This window comes from Streptomyces griseorubiginosus (genome assembly GCF_017614965.1).
GTDB lineage: Bacteria > Actinomycetota > Actinomycetes > Streptomycetales > Streptomycetaceae > Streptomyces > Streptomyces griseorubiginosus_B.
In genome coordinates, this window is sequence record NZ_WVUG01000181.1 from 1 (window position 1) to 17,663 (window position 17,663).

At 69.9% G+C, this 17,663-nt stretch carries 16 protein-coding genes, 1 tRNA gene and 1 riboswitch; of the genes, 13 read left to right on the top strand and 4 right to left on the bottom strand.

The window, feature by feature from the left end; all coding sequences use genetic code 11:
• From GRC12_RS28300 to GRC12_RS28340, 9 genes are all read left to right on the top strand, one after another.
• Positions 1 to 722, top strand: a 722-nt coding sequence (locus GRC12_RS28300) for a cytochrome P450 (RefSeq protein ID WP_208782204.1), incomplete at its 5' end; no start/stop codon positions are given.
• A gap of 190 nt (positions 723 to 912) precedes the next feature.
• Positions 913 to 1,866, top strand: a complete 954-nt coding sequence (locus tag GRC12_RS28305; RefSeq protein WP_208782205.1) for a LysM peptidoglycan-binding domain-containing protein — start codon at positions 913 to 915, stop codon at positions 1,864 to 1,866.
• A gap of 206 nt (positions 1,867 to 2,072) precedes the next feature.
• Positions 2,073 to 2,243: riboswitch (cyclic di-AMP (ydaO/yuaA leader) on the top strand.
• A gap of 3 nt (positions 2,244 to 2,246) precedes the next feature.
• Positions 2,247 to 2,924 carry a transglycosylase family protein gene (locus GRC12_RS28310; protein ID WP_208782206.1) on the top strand — a complete coding sequence of 226 codons (678 nt, stop codon included), beginning with the start codon at positions 2,247 to 2,249 and terminating at the stop codon, positions 2,922 to 2,924.
• Between the two features lie 326 nt (positions 2,925 to 3,250).
• On the top strand, positions 3,251 to 4,537 hold the full coding sequence (gene eno / locus GRC12_RS28315; protein WP_208782207.1) for a phosphopyruvate hydratase: 1,287 nt from the start codon (positions 3,251 to 3,253) through the stop codon (positions 4,535 to 4,537).
• 144 nt (positions 4,538 to 4,681) lie between these two features.
• Positions 4,682 to 5,158: an FtsB family cell division protein gene (locus GRC12_RS28320; protein ID WP_208782208.1), complete on the top strand. Its 477-nt coding sequence runs from the start codon at positions 4,682 to 4,684 to the stop codon at positions 5,156 to 5,158.
• Between the two features lie 24 nt (positions 5,159 to 5,182).
• Positions 5,183 to 5,713 (top strand): DUF501 domain-containing protein, encoded by a 531-nt coding sequence (locus tag GRC12_RS28325; RefSeq protein ID WP_208782209.1) that lies wholly within the window; start codon positions 5,183 to 5,185, stop codon positions 5,711 to 5,713.
• A complete protein-coding gene (locus tag GRC12_RS28330) occupies positions 5,710 to 6,651 on the top strand; it encodes a Ppx/GppA phosphatase family protein (protein ID WP_208782210.1) in 942 nt (313 codons plus the stop codon). The genes GRC12_RS28325 and GRC12_RS28330 overlap by 4 nt, the downstream gene beginning before the upstream one ends.
• Positions 6,652 to 7,095: 444 nt before the next feature.
• Complete coding sequence (locus GRC12_RS28335; RefSeq protein WP_133045933.1) at positions 7,096 to 8,472, top strand: NAD(P)/FAD-dependent oxidoreductase; 1,377 nt, start codon at positions 7,096 to 7,098, stop codon at positions 8,470 to 8,472.
• Positions 8,473 to 8,638: 166 nt separating this feature from the next.
• Positions 8,639 to 9,934: an SAM-dependent methyltransferase gene (locus tag GRC12_RS28340; protein ID WP_208782211.1), complete on the top strand. Its 1,296-nt coding sequence runs from the start codon at positions 8,639 to 8,641 to the stop codon at positions 9,932 to 9,934.
• Between the two features lie 242 nt (positions 9,935 to 10,176).
• On the opposite strand, the gene GRC12_RS28345 is transcribed toward GRC12_RS28340, so the two are convergent.
• Complete coding sequence (locus GRC12_RS28345) at positions 10,177 to 12,705, bottom strand: ABC transporter permease (RefSeq protein WP_208782212.1); 2,529 nt, start codon at positions 12,703 to 12,705, stop codon at positions 10,177 to 10,179.
• Positions 12,705 to 13,478 carry an ABC transporter ATP-binding protein gene (locus tag GRC12_RS28350; RefSeq protein WP_133045937.1) on the bottom strand — a complete coding sequence of 258 codons (774 nt, stop codon included), beginning with the start codon at positions 13,476 to 13,478 and terminating at the stop codon, positions 12,705 to 12,707. Before GRC12_RS28350 ends, GRC12_RS28345 begins: the two co-directional genes overlap by 1 nt.
• A 428-nt stretch (positions 13,479 to 13,906) precedes the next feature.
• On the opposite strand from GRC12_RS28350, the gene GRC12_RS28355 reads away from it, so the two are divergent.
• Positions 13,907 to 13,990 (top strand) — tRNA-Leu (locus tag GRC12_RS28355).
• A gap of 106 nt (positions 13,991 to 14,096) precedes the next feature.
• Here GRC12_RS28355 and GRC12_RS28360 read toward each other — a convergent pair.
• On the bottom strand, positions 14,097 to 14,348 hold the full coding sequence (locus GRC12_RS28360; protein WP_308286659.1) for a hypothetical protein: 252 nt from the start codon (positions 14,346 to 14,348) through the stop codon (positions 14,097 to 14,099).
• Positions 14,349 to 14,503: 155 nt separating this feature from the next.
• Positions 14,504 to 14,902: a helix-turn-helix domain-containing protein gene (locus GRC12_RS28365; protein WP_208782213.1), complete on the bottom strand. Its 399-nt coding sequence runs from the start codon at positions 14,900 to 14,902 to the stop codon at positions 14,504 to 14,506.
• A gap of 233 nt (positions 14,903 to 15,135) precedes the next feature.
• Between GRC12_RS28365 and GRC12_RS28370 the strand changes: the two genes are divergently transcribed.
• The 3 genes from GRC12_RS28370 to GRC12_RS28380 form a co-directional block, all read left to right on the top strand.
• Entirely contained in the window at positions 15,136 to 15,351 is a 216-nt protein-coding gene (locus tag GRC12_RS28370; RefSeq protein ID WP_207929866.1) for a hypothetical protein, read from the top strand.
• A 54-nt stretch (positions 15,352 to 15,405) separates the two neighbouring features.
• Positions 15,406 to 15,624, top strand: coding sequence for a hypothetical protein (locus tag GRC12_RS28375; protein WP_133045939.1), 219 nt, complete (start codon positions 15,406 to 15,408; stop codon positions 15,622 to 15,624).
• 186 nt (positions 15,625 to 15,810) lie between these two features.
• Positions 15,811 to 17,663: hypothetical protein (locus GRC12_RS28380; RefSeq protein WP_208782214.1), on the top strand; the 1,853-nt coding region annotated here is incomplete at its 3' end.

Genomic DNA, 17,663 nt, shown 5'->3' on the forward strand with positions numbered 1-17,663 from the left:
GGGGCGGACCGAGGGGCGGGGTCGCGCGGTCGGTGAAGAAGATGCGGGGATACCTCGCCGAGCTCATCCACAAGAAGCGCCAGGCCCTCCCGGACGAGGCCGCTCCCGGCGAGGACCTCATCTCCGGGCTCATCCGCGCCTCCGACCACGGCGAGCACCTCACCGAGAACGAGGCCGCGGCGATGGCGTTCATCCTGCTGTTCGCCGGGTTCGAGACCACCGTCAACCTCATCGGCAACGGCACCTACGCCCTGCTCACCCACCCCGAGCAGCGGCGAGCCCTCCAGACCTCCCTCGCGGCCGGCGAAGAGGGCCTGCTCGCGACCGCAGTCGAGGAACTCCTGCGCTACGACGGTCCGGTGGAGCTGGCGACCTGGAGGTTCGCCACCGAACCCCTCACCATCGGCGGGCGGCACATCGCGGCCGGCGACCCCGTCCTCGTCGTCCTGGCCGCCGCGGACCGGGACCCGGAGCGGTTCGCCGACCCCGACACCCTCGACCTCGCCCGGCGCGACAACCAACACCTCGGCTACGGCCACGGCATCCACTACTGTCTCGGCGCCCCGCTGGCCCGGCTGGAGGGCCAGACCGCGCTGGCCACGCTGCTCACCCGGCTGCCGGATCTTCAACTCGGCGCCGAGCCGGCCGAGTTGAGGTGGCGGGGCGGGCTCATCATGCGCGGACTGCGCACGCTTCCCGTGGAGTTCACCCCGGCCGGGTGAGGAGACACCGCCGGACGAACGCCCGGCAAACATGACACGCGCTCAAGTCTGTGATCTTCACGTGATCTACGCGGCATTAACTTGTGACAAGTGATCGTCTGGCGATACGTTCACGGATCAACAGCGGCGCCAGGGTTTGGCCCACGCTTCACGCGCCGTGTTCAGTGCTGTCTCGCGAAAGGCCCCGCACATGCTCTCCGGGAACGGTCGTCACCGTCGCCCCCGCCAGGCTCCGGCCCTGCTCGTCGCGGCCGGCGTGACCGGCTCCGCCATCGCCATCCCGCTCCTCGGTGCGGCGAGCGCGAACGCGGCTGACGGGACCACGTGGGACAAGGTGGCGAACTGCGAGACCGGCGGCTCCTGGAGCGAGAACAGCGGCGGCTTCTACGGCGGCCTGAAGCTGACCCAGGACGACTGGGACAAGTACGGCGGCCTCGACTACGCCGAGCGCCCCGACCTCGCCAGCCGCAACCAGCAGATAGCCGTCGCCGAGAAGATCCTCGACGCCGAGGGCGTCGGCGCCTTCCACACCTGTGGACTGACCTCCGGGCTGACCAAGGACTCGGCCTCGGTGGACATCGACACCGGCGTGTCCGGCGGTTCGTCCGGTTCATCCGGTTCGTCCGACACCTCGGACGGGTCCGGCTCCACGGGTCTGTCCAACTCCTCGGGTGACTCGGCGGATGACTCCTCCTCGACGGAGGGCTCGCCGTCGCCCTCCGCCTCCACCGGCTCTCCCTCCGCTCCGGCGGGCAAGTCCAGCAAACCGGACAACTCCGCCTCGCCTTCCGCGTCCCCCTCGGATTCACAGACGGCCGACAGTCCGTCGACAGGTCGGTCGAAAAGCGACGACTCGGACAATGAGCAGCAGGCGGTGGGCTCTTGGAGCCTCGTGGACACCGGCGCCGTCGCCTCCGTCACGGGCACCGGACGGCATCGCGGTGCGAGCGCCGAGGAGGCCGCCACGGAGAGCGCCAAGGGCGGCACGTACACCGTGCGCGCCGGCGACACCCTCGGCTCCATCGCCGACACCCTTGGCCTGGACGGCGGATGGCGCGCGCTCTACGGCGCGAACAAGCAGGCCATCGGCGCCGACCCGAACCACGTCTCCGCCGGTCAGACGCTCGAACTTCCGGTTGAATAAGGGGCGAACGGGGCGGAAAAAGGCGGGAGTTCACGTCACACTTCGCGCTGAATGTCCGGTTTGGCGAAAGTGTGGGATGAGTCTCAGAAGCCCTGATCGTCTTTGAAATTCCGCCGATTCCGTGTCTACGGTCTTCACCGCTCGGCAATCCGAGCCCCGACGGCCGCAACGCCGAATCCTGCCAGTGGCCGTACGGGAACAGTCGTCGCTTGACAGCGCCGTAGGCAGGAGCGGGGGACCCAAGGTAAGTGCCCCACCGGGCAGTTGACGGTGGCGGCTTGGGGTGGAGCCGCGTCTCGTGGAAGCGAGGGCGCGGCCGGGCAACTCAACCGGCCCGAACCCGACAGCTCACCTCGCAGGCGTCGGTGAGGGGATCAACCATGCTGTTTTCCAGCAAGGGCAAGCACCGCCGTCCGTCCAAGGCCACCCGTGCCGCCGCGCTCGCCGGTGTCACCGGTGTCGCCATCGCCGCTCCGCTGATGGCGGCCGGCAACGCCTCCGCCGCCACCGCCTCCGAGTGGGACGCGGTCGCCCAGTGCGAGTCGGGCGGCAACTGGTCCATCAACACCGGCAACGGTTACTACGGCGGCCTGCAGTTCTCCGCCTCCACCTGGGCCGCGTACGGCGGCACCGCCTACGCCCCGCAGGCCAACCAGGCCAGCAAGGCGCAGCAGATAGCCGTCGCCGAGAAGGTCCTCGCCTCCCAGGGCAAGGGCGCCTGGCCGGTCTGCGGCAAGGGTCTGTCCAGCGCCGCCTACAACGGTGCGAGCGCCTCCAGCGGCACCACCAACCGCTCGACCGAGTCGCAGGCCGCCTCCCGCTCCTCGGAGCGTCCGGCCGCCAAGACCCACAAGAGCCAGAAGACCGTCACCACCCCGACCGGCAAGAAGGTCAAGAAGGGTGACGGCGAGTACAAGGTCGTCAAGGGTGACACCCTCAGCTCCATCGCCGCCAAGCACGGCGTCAAGGGCGGCTGGAAGAAGCTGTTCGAGCTGAACAAGGACATCATCAGCGACGCCAACCTGATCTACCCGGGTCAGCAGCTGCACCTGAAGTAATAGCTGAACCACAGGGCCCTGACAGCCGTGTCCCCCAGTGTGGAGGACACGTGAGGGCCTCCCCCCGTCCCCACGGGCTCCCCGCTCCGGTGCGTGTTCCCCCGTACGCACCGGGGCGGGGCTTTTTCATGCGCGGGTGCTCGGGCGCGGGTGCTCGCGCAGTTTTCGCGCGGGAGCGCCCCACCCTCTTTGTTCCGTTCAGAAACAATTTACTCTCGGTTCTGCCCAAGAGATGGTCGGCGGCGTGGCCGATCGGCCTTGGGCGGTTAGGCTCGTCTCGCAGAGCCACCGCGGCGCTGCACAGCCGCGTCACATTGAAGAAGGAGATGCTCGTGCCGTCCATCGACGTCGTCGTAGCCCGGGAAATCCTGGACTCCCGAGGCAACCCCACGGTCGAGGTCGAGGTCGGCCTCGACGACGGCAGCACGGGTCGTGCCGCCGTCCCGTCCGGCGCCTCCACGGGCGCCTTCGAGGCCATCGAGCTCCGCGACGGTGACCCCAACCGCTACCAGGGCAAGGGCGTCGAGAAGGCCGTCCTCGCCGTCATCGAGCAGATCGGCCCGGAGCTGGTCGGTTACGACGCCACCGAGCAGCGCCTGATCGACCAGGCGATGTTCGACCTGGACGCCACCGACAACAAGGGCTCCCTCGGCGCCAACGCCATCCTCGGCGTCTCCCTCGCCGTCGCCCACGCCGCCTCCGAGGCCAGCGACCTGCCGCTCTTCCGCTACCTGGGCGGTCCGAACGCGCACCTGCTGCCGGTGCCGATGATGAACATCCTGAACGGCGGCTCGCACGCCGACTCCAACGTGGACATCCAGGAGTTCATGATCGCCCCGATCGGCGCGGAGTCCTTCTCCGAGGCGCTGCGCTGGGGTGCCGAGGTCTACCACACGCTGAAGAAGGTCCTGAAGGGCAAGGGCCTGGCCACCGGCCTCGGCGACGAGGGCGGCTTCGCCCCGAACCTCGGCTCCAACCGCGAGGCGCTCGACCTCATCCTCGAGGCGATCAAGCAGGCCGGGTACGTCCCGGGCGAGCAGATCGCGCTCGCGCTCGACGTCGCCGCGTCCGAGTTCTACAAGGACGGCAAGTACGAGTTCGAGGGCAAGTCCCGCTCGGCCGCCGAGATGACCGAGTACTACGAGGAGCTCGTCGCCGCCTACCCGCTGGTCTCCATCGAGGACCCGCTGTTCGAGGACGACTGGGCCGGCTGGAAGGTGCTCACCGACAAGCTCGGCGACAAGGTCCAGATCGTCGGCGACGACCTGTTCGTCACCAACCCCGAGCGCCTCGCCCGCGGCATCGAGGAGGGCACCGCGAACGCCCTGCTCGTGAAGGTGAACCAGATCGGTTCGCTGACCGAGACCCTGGACGCCGTCGAGCTCGCCCAGCGCAACGGCTTCAAGTGCATGATGTCGCACCGTTCCGGCGAGACCGAGGACGTCACCATCGCCGACCTGGCCGTCGCCACCAACTGCGGCCAGATCAAGACCGGAGCCCCGGCCCGCTCCGAGCGCGTCGCCAAGTACAACCAGCTGCTGCGCATCGAGGAGATCCTCGACGACGCGGCGGTGTACGCGGGCCGCAGCGCGTTCCCGCGCTTCAAGGGCTGAGCGCGCAGGGCTGAGCGCCAAGGGCTGAGCACCGTCGACGGCTGATCCTTACGGGGCTAAGCCTTAGCCAGTCGTACGTACGTCCCCGTACCGGTCCCGTACCGTGTGCGGGGACGTACGCACGTGTGACGGGAGGCGGGGAACATGGCCGTGAAGGACCGGGACCGGTTCTCCACCGCGACCAGACTGCGGCTGCTCGGCGAGCAGACCGCCGCCCGTGTCTACCGCTCCCAGACCCGGCGCCAGGCCCGCCGCTCCCGCCTCACCGGCCGGGCGGCCCTGCTCGCGCTCGTGGTGTGCACGCTGGTGGTGGCGCTGGCCTATCCGATGCGTCAGTACGTCTCCCAGCGCGCCCAGATCTCCGACCTGGAGCGGCAGCAGCAACGGGAGCGACAGCGGGTCGAGCAGCTGCGCGACCTCAAGGCGCGCTGGCAGGACGACGCGTACGCCGAGCAGCAGATCCGGCAGCGGCTGCACTATGTGATGCCGGGCGAGACGGGGTACGTCGTGATCGACCCGGACGCGGCCAAGCAGTCCCGCGCCGACCTCGGGGCCGCCGACCGGCCCTGGTACGCCAATGTCTGGGACGGGGTCGACAAGTCCGACGCCTCCGACCAGTGACGTGACGAGAGAGACAAGTTCGTAGTGGAAACGCCTCCGCCGACCACCCCGCGCACCGAGCCCACCGACGCGGACGTCGAGGCCTTCAAGCAGCAGCTCGGGCGTCCGCCGCGCGGCCTGCGCGCCATCGCCCACCGGTGCCCGTGCGGGCAGCCGGACGTCGTGGAGACGGCACCCCGTCTGCCCGACGGCACCCCCTTCCCCACCCTGTACTACCTGACGTGCCCCAAGGCGAACTCCGCCATCGGCACGCTGGAGGCGAACGGGGTGATGAAGGAGATGACGGAGCGGCTGGGGACGGATCCCGAGCTGGCCGCCGCGTACCGTGCCGCGCACGAGGACTACGTCCGGCGCCGGGACGAGATCGAGGAGCTGACCGGCTTCCCCAGTGCCGGCGGCATGCCGGACCGGGTGAAGTGCCTGCACGTCCTGGTGGCCCACTCGCTGGCCGCCGGCCCGGGTGTGAACCCGCTCGGCGACGAGGCGCTGGCGATGCTGCCCGAGTGGTGGGCCAAGGGGACCTGCGTGACGCCCGCGAAGGAGGACGAGAAGTGACCCGTGTCGCCGCCGTCGACTGCGGTACGAACTCCATCCGGCTGCTCGTCGCCGACGCGGACCCCCAGACCGGGGAGCTGGTCGATCTGGACCGGCGCATGACCATCGTGCGGCTCGGGCAGGGCGTCGACCGGACCGGGCGGCTCGCGCCCGAGGCGCTGGAGCGGACCTTCGCCGCCTGCCGCGAGTATGCGGCCGTCATCAAGGAGCACGGCGCCGAGCGGCTGCGGTTCGTGGCCACCTCCGCCTCGCGGGACGCGGAGAACCGGGACGAGTTCGTGCGCGGGGTCCTCGACATCCTGGGCGTGGAGCCCGAGGTCATCTCGGGCGACCAGGAGGCCGAGTTCTCCTTCACCGGGGCGACCAGGGAGCTGGCCGGCGCCGATCACCTCGACAGGCCGTACCTGGTCGTGGACATCGGCGGCGGGTCCACCGAGTTCGTGGTCGGTGAGGAGCACGTGCGGGCGGCGCGTTCCGTGGACGTCGGCTGTGTGCGGATGACCGAGCGGCACCTGGTCCGGGAGGGCGCCGTGACCGACCCGCCCACCGAGGAGCAGATCGCCGCCATGCGGGCCGACATCGAGCGGGCCCTGGACCTCGCCGAGGAGACGGTCCCGCTGCGTGAGGCGCGCACCCTGGTCGGGCTCGCGGGGTCGGTGACGACCGTCTCGGCCATCGCCCAGGAGCTGCCCGAGTACGACTCCGCCCGCATCCACCACTCCCGGGTCTCCCGCGAACGTGTCCGGGAGATCACCGACTGGCTGCTGCACTCCACCCACGCCGAGCGGGCCGCCGTACCGTCCATGCATCCGGGCCGGGTCGACGTCATCGCCGCCGGGGCCCTCGTCCTGCTGTCGATCATGGAGCGGACCGGTGCGGGGGAGGTCGTCGTCAGCGAGCACGACATCCTCGACGGCATCGCGTGGTCGGTGGCGTAGGTCTCGTTTGTTACTGATCGGTAGCACTCGGACGAGCAGGTCGGGTAGCGTCTGAGCATGATCGGGGGGCCCTCGCGGGCCCCCCGGCGACACGCCGCCGGGAAAGTTCGTGAAGTTCTTCACAAGGAATTCCACCGTGTCGAACCACGAAAAGGCCCCGCTTGGGCCTTCCGGGGGTCCAACAGGCCCTTGAACACGTTCAATAGGAGCGTGCAAGGGGGTGGGGGAAGGGGCTTCCGAAGGGTTGTTTCGGGCCGCTCACGAGAGCGCCATCAGGCCGGAGAGGCTGCTCACGCGGCATTGACAACGGGTCGTACCGGGCGGGGGGTTCCCCGCGCGATCATGATCCACGTCACGTGGGTCGCGCAGGATAACACACCCCCTGCAAGAGCTTGTGAAGGGGCGCACGAGCGACCCCCCTGGGGCGGGTGGATACTCGATGCCATGAGCACCACGGAGCGTCCCAGGATCCTCGTAGTAGGCGGTGGGTACGTAGGCCTGTACGCAGCTCGGCGCATCCAGAAGAAGATGCGCTACGGAGAGGCGACCGTCACGGTCGTCGACCCCCGGTCGTACATGACCTACCAGCCCTTCCTTCCCGAAACCGCCGCCGGCAACATCTCCCCGCGCCACGTCGTCGTCCCGCTGCGACGCGTGCTGCCGAAGGCGGAGGTCCTCACCGGCCGGGTCACCACCATCGACCAGGACCGCAAGGTCGCCACGATCGCCCCGCTGGTCGGCGAGGCGTACGAGCTGCCCTTCGACTACCTGGTGATCGCGCTCGGCGCGGTCTCCCGCACCTTCCCGATCCCCGGCCTCGCCGAGCAGGGCATCGGCATGAAGGGCATCGAGGAGGCCATCGGCCTGCGCAACCACGTCCTCGAGCAGCTGGACAAGGCCGACTCCACCACCGACGAGGAGATCCGCCGCAAGGCGCTCACCTTCGTCTTCATCGGCGGCGGCTTCGCCGGTGCCGAGACCATCGGTGAGGTCGAGGACCTGGCCCGCGACGCGGCCAAGTACTACAAGAACGTCTCCCGCGAGGACATGCGCTTCATCCTCGTCGACGCCGCCGACAAGATCCTGCCCGAGGTCGGCCCCAAGCTGGGCGCCTACGGCAAGGAGCACCTGGAGAGCCGCGGTGTGGAGATCTACCTCTCCACCTCGATGGACTCCTGCGTCGACGGTCACGTGGTGCTCAAGAACGGCCTCGAGGTCGACTCCAACACCATCGTGTGGACCGCCGGTGTGAAGCCCAACCCGGCCCTCGCCCGCTACGGTCTGCCGCTCGGCCCCCGCGGTCACGTCGACTGCGAGCCGACCCTCCAGGTCAAGGGCACCGACTACATCTGGGCCGCCGGCGACAACGCCCAGGTCCCGGACCTGGTCGGCCGCAAGGCGGGCAACGAGAACGCCTGGTGCCCGCCGAACGCCCAGCACGCGCTGCGCCAGGCCAAGGTCCTCGGCGACAACGTGATCTCCGGCATGCGGGGCTTCCCGCAGAAGGACTACAGCCACGCCAACAAGGGCGCGGTGGCCGGTCTCGGCCTCCACAAGGGCGTCGCGATGATCGTCATGGGCAAGATGAAGATCAAGCTCAAGGGCCGTCTCGCCTGGTACATGCACCGGGGCTACCACGGCCTCGCGATGCCGACCTGGAACCGCAAGGTCCGCGTCTTCGCCGACTGGACCCTCGGCATGTTCCTCAAGCGCGAGGTCGTCTCCCTCGGCGCGATGGAGCACCCGCGCGAGGAGTTCTACGAGGCCGCCCGTCCGGTGCCGGCCGCCGAGCCGAAGAAGACCGAGGCCAAGGCCTCCTGACCGGTTCCGGTCGCTGAACGAACCGAAGGGCCTCCCGCCATCCGTGGTGCGGGAGGCCCTTCGGGTTTTTTCTGATCCGTAACAGCCGTGGGGGACTGCGCGGCCACCTCAACGATGTTTTCGTGGGTATGGGACATTCCGGGATCTCGTCACGGAGGTGTGCGCCATGGCTGACGCCGCGCTGCGGCTGAAGAGCCTCGTCGAGCAGTTGGTGGGAGTGCCGTTGCCGGTGCGGATCCGCGCCTGGGACGGTTCGCAGGCGGGGCCGCCGGACGCACCGGCGCTGGTCGTGCGCAACCGCCGGGCGGTGCGCCGGCTGTTGTGGAAACCGGGGGAGCTGGGGCTGGCCCGGGCCTGGGTCGCCGGGGACCTGGAGATCGAGGGCGATCTGTACCAGGCCCTGGACCTGCTGGCGGAGCTCGTCTGGGAGCGCGGGGAGGGCGCCAGAACCCTGCTGCAGGCCTTGCGGGACCCGAAGGTACGGGCCGCCGCCCGGGGCCTCGTGAAGATCGCCGGGCTGCCGCTGCCGCCCGCGCCGCCCCGCGAGGAGGTCCGCAGGGCCCGCACCCATCTGCACACCAAGCGCACCGACAGACGCGCCATCAGCCACCACTACGACGTCGGCAACGACTTCTACGAGATCGTCCTCGGCCCGTCGATGGTCTACTCGTGCGCCTACTGGCCCGCCCCGGACGCCACGCTCGAACAGGCCCAGCACGACAAGCTCGATCTCGTCTGCCGGAAGCTTGGACTGACGGCGGGTCAGCGGCTGCTGGACGTCGGCTGCGGCTGGGGTTCGTTGGCCCTGCACGCGGCCCGCGAGTACGGCGTGCGCGTCGTCGGCATCACCCTCTCCCAGGAACAGGCCGCGTACGCCCGTAAACGGGCCGCCGACGAGGGTCTGACCGACCTGGTCGAGATCAGGGTGCAGGACTACCGGGACGTCGCCGACGGGCCCTACGACGCCATCTCCTCCATCGGCATGGCCGAACACGTGGGCGGCGACCGGTACCTGGAGTACGCGGAGGACCTGTACCGGCTGCTGCGGCCCGGCGGGCGGCTGCTCAACCACCAGATCGGCCGTCGTCCGCAGCGCGACGAATCCTCGTACAACGTCGACGAGTTCATCGACGCGTACGTGTTCCCCGACGGGGAGCTCGCCCCGGTCGGGACCACCGTCACCCAGCTGGAGCGGGCCGGGTTCGAGGTGCGGGACGTCGAGGCGCTCCGGGAGCACTACGGGCTCACCCTGCGCCGCTGGGTGGCCAACCTGGAGGCCGACTGGGCCCGCGCGGTACGGCTGGCCGGAGCGGGGCGGGCCCGCGTCTGGCGGCTGTACATGGCCGCCTCCGCGCTCTCCTTCGAGCGCAACCGCATCGGCGTCAACCAGGTGCTGGCGGTGCGCACCCCGGAGGGCGGCGCCTCCGGGATGCCGTTGCGGGCCCGGACTTGGGGCGGCTGAGCCGGGTACGGGCGAGGGGGCCCCGTCCAGGTCGTCGGACAGGGCCCCAACTGCCGTACCGGGCCGCTTCCGCGGTCTTATTGGAGCGCCATCGCATCGGCGTCAACCAGGTGCTGGCGGTGCGCACCTCGGAGGGCGGCGCCTCCGGGATGCCGTTGCGGGCCCGGACCTGGGGTGCCTGAGCCGCGTATGTGTGAAGGGGCCCCGTTCGGTCGCCGGACGGGGCCCCGACTGCCGTACCGCTAGTCGGACTTGATGGCCGAGAGCATGTTCAGGCGGGCCGCGCGGCGGGCCGGCCAGAGGGCGGCGAGGACGCCGACCGTGGCGGCCAGCAGGAGGAAGACCGCCATCCGGGCCCAGGGCAGGACCAGTTCGTACGTCGGCATCTTCGTGCCGAGCAGCTCGCCGGCCGCCCAGCCGAAGAAGACGCCCAGGCCGATGCCGAGCACCCCGCCGAACAGGGAGATCACCAGGGACTCCAGACGGACCATCCGCTTGACGGACTTGCGGTCCAGACCGATCGCGCGGAGCATCCCGATCTCCTGGGAGCGCTCGAAGACCGACATCGCCAGGGTGTTGATGACCCCGAGGACCGCGACGACCACCGCCATGGCGAGCAGGCCGTAGACCATGTTCAGGATCAGCGTGAAGGTCTGCGCGATGCTGTTGGAGAGGTCCTTCTTGTCCTGGACCTTGATGGCCGGGTTGGAGCCGAGCGCCTTCTCCAGCCGGTCCTTGGTCGCGTCGGACGCGCCGTGGGCGGTCTTCACCAGGACCTGCATGTCGCCGGGGTCCTTCACATGCGGGGTGACGACGGAGTCGTCGAGCAGGATGCCCCGGATCAGCTCGTTGCCCTCGTAGACGCCGGAGACCGTCAGACGCGAGGACCTGCCGTCCTCGTAGTGCGCGGTGAAGGACGAACCCGCCCTCCAGCCGTGGGACTTGGCGGTCTCCTTGTCGACGACGGCCTGAGCGCCGCCGACCTCGAAGGTACCGCTGTCGAGCTTCAGGTCGGTGAGCTGGCCGATCGCCGATCCGGTCACACCGGTCAGGGACTCGCCCGTGCCGTCGATGCGCGAATAGACGTTGCGCAGCGGGCTGGTGGCGGTGACGCCGTCCGTGGCGGAGACCTTCTTGTCGACGTCGGGCGAGAGTTCGTTGCCGTTCGCCATGGAGACCACGTAGTCCGCGCGGATCGCCGAACTGGCCATCTTGTCGATGGACTTCTGCAGACTGCCCGCCATCACCGTCATGCCGGTGATCAGGGTGAGGCCGATCATCAGCGCGGAGGCGGTGGCGGCCGTACGGCGCGGGTTGCGCACCGAGTTCTGCCGGGCCAGCTTGCCGGAGACGCCGAAGACGCGCAGCACCGGTGCGGCGGCCGCGATCAGCGGGCGGGACAGCAGCGGCGTGAGGATGAAGACGCCGATGATCAGCAGGACCGCGCCGAGCCCCATCGGGGCCTGCCCGTCGCTGCCGTTCATCGACGTGGCGGCCAGCACGGTCGCCACGCCCGCGGCGCTGAACAGCGCGCCCAGCGTGTTGCGCAGCACCAGCGACTTGGTCGTCGCCTTCGCGTGCAGGCTGCTCATCGCGGCCACCGGCGGGATCTTCGCGGCCCGCCGTCCGGGGAGCCAGGCGGCCAGCATGGTGATGACGACGCCGACCGCGAGGGCGCTCGCGACCGTGCCCGGCGTGATGACCAGCGGTCCGTCCGGGACCGTCGCGCCGAGGGTGTTCATGAGGGAGCGCAGCGCCGCCCCGATGCCGATGCCCGCGACGAGGCCGGTGACGCCCGCGACCGCGCCCACCACGAACGCCTCGATCAGTACCGACCGGGTGACCTGGCGGCGGGAGGCGCCGACCGCGCGCAGCAGCGCCAGCTCCTTGGTGCGCTGGGCGACCAGCATGGTGAAGGTGTTGGCGATGATGAACGTGCCGACGAAGAGGGCGATGCCGGCGAAGACCAGCAGACCCTGCTTGAGCCCGCTCATCGACGAGGAGATCTGCTGCGCCTGGTCGTCGGCGAGCCGCTTGCCGGTGGTGGTCTCGACGAGCCGGGTGCCGAGCGCGCCGTCGAGGGAGGTCTTCAGCGCGGTCTGGGAGGTCCCGGAGGCGGCCTTCACGTCGATCTCGTCGTACGTGCCCGCCTTGCCGAACAGCTTCTGCGCGGTGGCGGTGTCGAAGAGGGCGAGGCTGCCGCCGGCGGCGACATTGCCGTCGTCGGTGGTGAAGATCCCGCTGATGACGGGCTTGAGGACCGGGCCGTCCACGGAGATCCGCACGGTGTCGCCGACCTTGTAGCCGGCGCGCCGGGCGGTGTCCGCGTCGATGGCGACCTGGTTCGCGCCGTGCGGCGCGCTGCCGTCCTTCAGCGGGTAGCGCGGGTCCTTGCCGCCCCAGTAGTTGCCGCCCTCGGAGCGGAAGCCGCCGCCGATGAGCTTGCCGTCCTTGTCGGCGATGGCGGTGAAGCCGCTCACGACACCGATGGCGTCGGCGGCCCCCGGCACCCTGGCGCTCCTGTCCAGCATCGCCTGGGTCAACTCGGGCGTCTTGCCGACCGTGTTGCCCTTGTCCTCCTGGTACTTGGCCCGCACGGCCACGTCGACCTGGTCGAAGCCCTTGGCCGAACTCTTCTGGAACGCGTCGGAGATGGTGTTGGTGAAGACCAGCGTGCCCGAGACGAACGCGACGCCGAGCATCACGGCGAGCACGGTCATCAGCAGCCTGGCCTTGTGCGCGAGTACGTTGCGCAGGGCGGTGCGGAACATCAGCTGGTGCGGCCCTTCGCGTCGAACTGCTTCAGGAAGTCCAGGACGTTCTCCGCCGTCGGCCGGTACATCTCGTCGACGATCCGGCCGTCGGCGAGGAAGACGACCCGGTCCGCGTAGGCGGCGGCGACCGGGTCGTGGGTGACCATGACGACGGTCTGTCCCAACTCCCGTACGGAGTTGCGCAGGAAGCCCAGCACCTCGGCGCCGGAGCGGGAGTCGAGGTTTCCGGTGGGCTCGTCGCCGAAGATGATGTCGGGCCGGGAGGCGAGGGCACGGGCCACGGCGACGCGCTGCTGCTGGCCGCCGGAGAGCTGGGAGGGGCGGTGGCCGAGACGGTCCCGGAGGCCGACCATCTCGATGACGCGGTCGAGCCACTGCTTGTCCGGTTTCCGCCCGGCGATGTCCATCGGCAGGGTGATGTTCTCCAGGGCCGTCAGGGTGGGCAGCAGGTTGAAGGCCTGGAAGATGAAGCCGATCTTGTCCCGGCGCAGCTTGGTGAGCTGCTTGTCCTTCAGCGAGCCGAGTTCGGTCTCGCCGATGCGCACCGAGCCGGAGGAGAAGGTGTCGAGGCCCGCCACGCAGTGCATCAGCGTGGACTTGCCCGAGCCGGAGGGGCCCATGATCGCGGTGAACTCGGCCTGCCGGAAGTCGACGGAGACCCGGTCCAGGGCGACCACCTGGGTCTCGCCCTGTCCGTAGATCTTCGACAGGTCCGTGGCGCGTGCGGCCACGGTTTCGGTGGCCCGGCCGGCGACGGGTGTGGTGGTCACGGGAAGGCTCTCCTCGAGGGACGACGTCGTGGGAAGGGGACGTGTTCCATCGTGGGGGCCGGGGATGCCCGTGTAGTCAGTCGCAGTTCCGGTTCAGGGGGGCGACTCGGGGCGGACCCGGCGACGCTGCGTCATACCTGGGGATGACGGGGGCCCCTGAGAACTCGCTTCGTCGAGTACATGGCAAGCGCTTGCGCCGGGGGGTGTCGAGAACCGGTGGAGCACCCTCGTTCGGGCGGTGAAATTCCGTCATTCCGCATGCGTGCGCGGGTGTCGGGCGTAAGGCTACTGGCAAGTGCGGATGGCGTGTTCCATGTGCTGATGCACCCTCAGACATCAATAAAATAAGACAACATCGGGCTGCGGTCCGGGCTGTTCGGGGGAAGCATCCCGATAGGCTCGGGACCTCGACGCGGAGCCCATGGCCTGCCCGGATGGTGGAATGCAGACACGGCGAGCTTAAACCTCGCTGCCCCTTCGCGGGCGTGCCGGTTCAAGTCCGGCTCCGGGCACTTCCGCGCCTACGGAACGGAGCGTTCCGTAGGCGTGCGTGACCCTTCGTGAGCGTCGATCTTCGTGGACCGTCGTCCCTCATGGATCGTCATCCCTTGTGGACCGTCATCCTTCGTAGACCGTCAGGACCGCGCCCTCGACCTCGATCCGGCGGCCGGCGCGCATCCCGTCGGTGCGGAGTCTGTCCAGACAGCTGTGGAACAGCTCCAGTTCGTCCGCGTCCAGCACTGCGGCGGCGAGGTCGACGAGCTCGGCGACCGCTCCCTCGGTGAGTATCTCCGGCAGTTCCCCGGACAGCAGGACGACGGACTGGCCCGCGGGCCCGCGGACCACGGCCGTGGCCGGTCCGCCATGCACGAACAACACATTCCCCCCAAGGAGCCCGGGGTGGACGTGCGGGTCTCGCTCCTCGGGCAGGACGAGAGACTAGCGGGGGATCTTGGAGCGTTCGGGGGCAGTTGACGTTCTTTTTCCGACTTGACGGAATGCGACGCATCCGTGTTCGGGTGGCGTCACTCCTTGGGTGTACGCGGCGACGACCGGTCCAGCAGGGACTCCACCAGGGCCGCGACATGGCGGCGGTCGTCCGACGAGAGCTTCTGGACGCTCGCGATGAGGAGGTCGACCTCGGGGTCGGCGGGGTTCGCGGGGGTGTCGCCGGCCTCGGGGCTGCCGTACACGTGGATGCCGCAGGCCTCCGCGGCGGCGCGGCGGACGGTGTCCAGCGGGAGTTCCAGGCCCTTGGACAGTCCCTCCAGGGTGGCCGACTGGGGCATGCGCACGACGCGGTCGGCGGTGGCCAGGTGGTGGACGGTGGAGCGCGGGACGCCGCCGCGGCGCGCCACGTCGCCGTAGGACCAGCCCTTGCGGTCGAGGCGCTCACGGATCAACTGCTGCAGTGCGTTGGCCACGGGTGGGTCACTTCCTGCTGGCTGTGTCGGCAAGACCGTCCATGTCGGGGCCGATTCTACGGTCGCGTCCCCGGGGTGCCGAAAGGGTGATTCCGCGAACGGCTTGCGCACCGGCCCTCCGAGGCCCTAGTGTCCAATCTCGTTGGACAGCTCGTCCGACCAGATTGGACAGAGTCCGGGGGGAACCTGACGCTGTCCGATCGGAAACGCCCATCCCTGAGGGGGAATTGATCATGATGGACGCCTACGAGCTTGAGGCCGAGTCCGCGGAGCTGCTGCCGGGTCGCGAGGCCCTCGGTCGCCTGAAGTTCAGCTTCGGCAAGACGGTCAACGTCACCAAGCACGTCGCCAACATCTCGGCGCACAACGAGTCCGCGGCCCTGAACGACCACTCCTCGTGGTCGGTGGCCGACTCCGGCGCCGCCCAGGCCATCAACGTCGCTCAGTAACGCTCGCGCTCCACCTCCGAACGAACCCAGAACATCACCGAAAGGACATCCGTCATGAGCATGGACATGAACGAGCTGGAGACCGAGTCCGCCGAGCTGCTGCCGGGTCGCGAGGCCCTGGGCCGGCTGAAGTTCAGCTTCGGCAAGACGGTCAACGTCACCAAGCACGTGGCCAACATCTCGGCGCACAACGAGTCGGCCGCCCTGAACGACCACTCCTCGTGGTCCGCCGCCGAGTCCTCGGCCGCGCAGACGATCAACGTCACCCAGTAGCGACACCGTAGTAGCGGTACTCACCCGCTACGACGGCCACGGGGGCGGACCGCGCTCATGTGCGGCGCGGCCCGCCCCCGTGGCGCCTTTTCCGGGGGGAACCCGCCGGGCTTTCCGGCGGGAGGGCGGCGCGCGTTCCGGGGGGAAACAGCGCGGACGCGGGGGACACGTGGGGGGAGACCACATATGACAGTGCTCGGAGACGGGACCGCGGCGCTGTACGACACCGGGCCCGTGCCCGGACCCGGCGGCTGGCCGGTGACCTACGAGCAGGTGGCGACGGGCAACCTGCCGGTCGTCGAACAGCCGCCGGCCGTCCCGCGGTTGAGCGCGGGGCTGAAGCTGCACGGCGAGTACCAGGGGTCGGGCTTCACCGACCCCAAGTACATCGCCCGTCGGGGGGACGGGCAGGTCGTGCAGCTGTCCCGGCTGCTGTATCTCGTGGCCTCGAGCATCGACGGCGTCCGTGACGTCGAGACCATCGCGTACCGCGTCAGCGCGCGCTTCGGCCGCGAGGTCAGCGGCGAGAACGTCCGCTACCTGGTGGAGAACAAGCTCGAGCCGCTCGGTGTGACGGTCCCCGAGGGTCAGGAGGACGACGAGGTCGACGCCCCGCGCTCCGACCTGCTGCTCGCCCTCAAGGGCCACCGGGTGATCTTCAACGAGCGGCGCACGGCACGGATCGCACGGGCGCTGTCCTGGCTGCACCGGCCGGCCGTGGTCGTGGCGGTGCTGCTGGCCGCCGTGGCCATGGACGTGTGGCTGTTCGGGTTCTTCGGGGCGATCGAGCCGGTCCTGGAGGTCCTGGACCAGCCGGTCCTCATCCTGATCGTGTTCGTGCTGACCGTGGCCTCGCTCGTCTTCCACGAGTTCGGCCACGCCTCCGCGTGCAAGTACGGCGGCGCGCGGCCCGGCTGCATCGGCTGCGGGCTCTTCCTGATCTGGCCGTCCATGTACACGGACGTCACCGACGTCTACCGGATCGGCCGGGCCGGGCGGATCCGTACCGACCTGGGCGGGGTCTACTTCAACGTCGTCTTCATGCTCGGCATGGCCGGGGCGTACTTCGCGACCGGGGCGCAGTTCTTCCTGGCCGCGGTCTACCTCGGGCACTTCGAGATCCTGGAGCAGCTGATGCCGGCCGTCCGGCTGGACGGCTACTACATCCTGGGCGATCTCGCGGGCGTGCCGGACCTCTACGGCAAGATCAAGCCGATCCTGCTCGGCCTGGTGCCGGGGGCGAAGGGGAAGGCGGCCCGCAAGGAGGTCGCGGGGCTGAAGAAGTCGGCGCGGACCATCGTCGCCACCTGGGTGCTGACCATGGTGCCGCTGCTGGTGGGCGAGCTGGGCTACGCCCTGTGGAACCTGCCGCGGATCCTCGCCACGATGACACGGTCGCTGACCGAGCAACTCGTCGGCACGGGTTCGGCGTTGGCGGACGGCAAGATCGTCGACGGGCTGGTCGGGGTGATCGGCTGCGTGATGCTGCTGTGCCCGATGGCCGGTGTCGTCTATCTGTCGGTGAAGATGAGCGGCCGTATCTTCCGCGCCGCGAAACGCTCCACGGCTGGCCGCCCGCGCCTGAGGATCGCGCTGTGCGCCCTCGCCCTGGCCGGTCTGACGGGCCTCAGCTACGCCTGGGTCTCCGGCATGACTCCGAAGCCGCTGCCCAAGCAGCCGCCGATCGCCCCGATCCTGCAGCCCGGGGTCTCCGCCGAGGCCCCGAGCCCCCGGGACGCCTCGGGCTCGGGCGGCGGAGCCTCGCGCGGTCCGGCGGGACACGGCGCCGCGTCCCTGTCCCCGTCCGCCTCACCCGGCGCCTCCGCCGCGCCGAACGGTGCCTCGCCGGGCCCGTCGGCGAGTACGACCGCCTCGGCCACCGCCTCCGCGTCCGCCCCGGCGTCGGCCCGCCCGACCAAGGGCGCGACGGGTCAGCCGGCGGCCTCCGGCGGGGGCTCGCCGACCGGCTCGGGCCCCTCCGCCTCCGCTCCCGGCGGTGGTCCGTCCGAGCCCCCGGTCTCCCCGACCCCGTCGGAGAG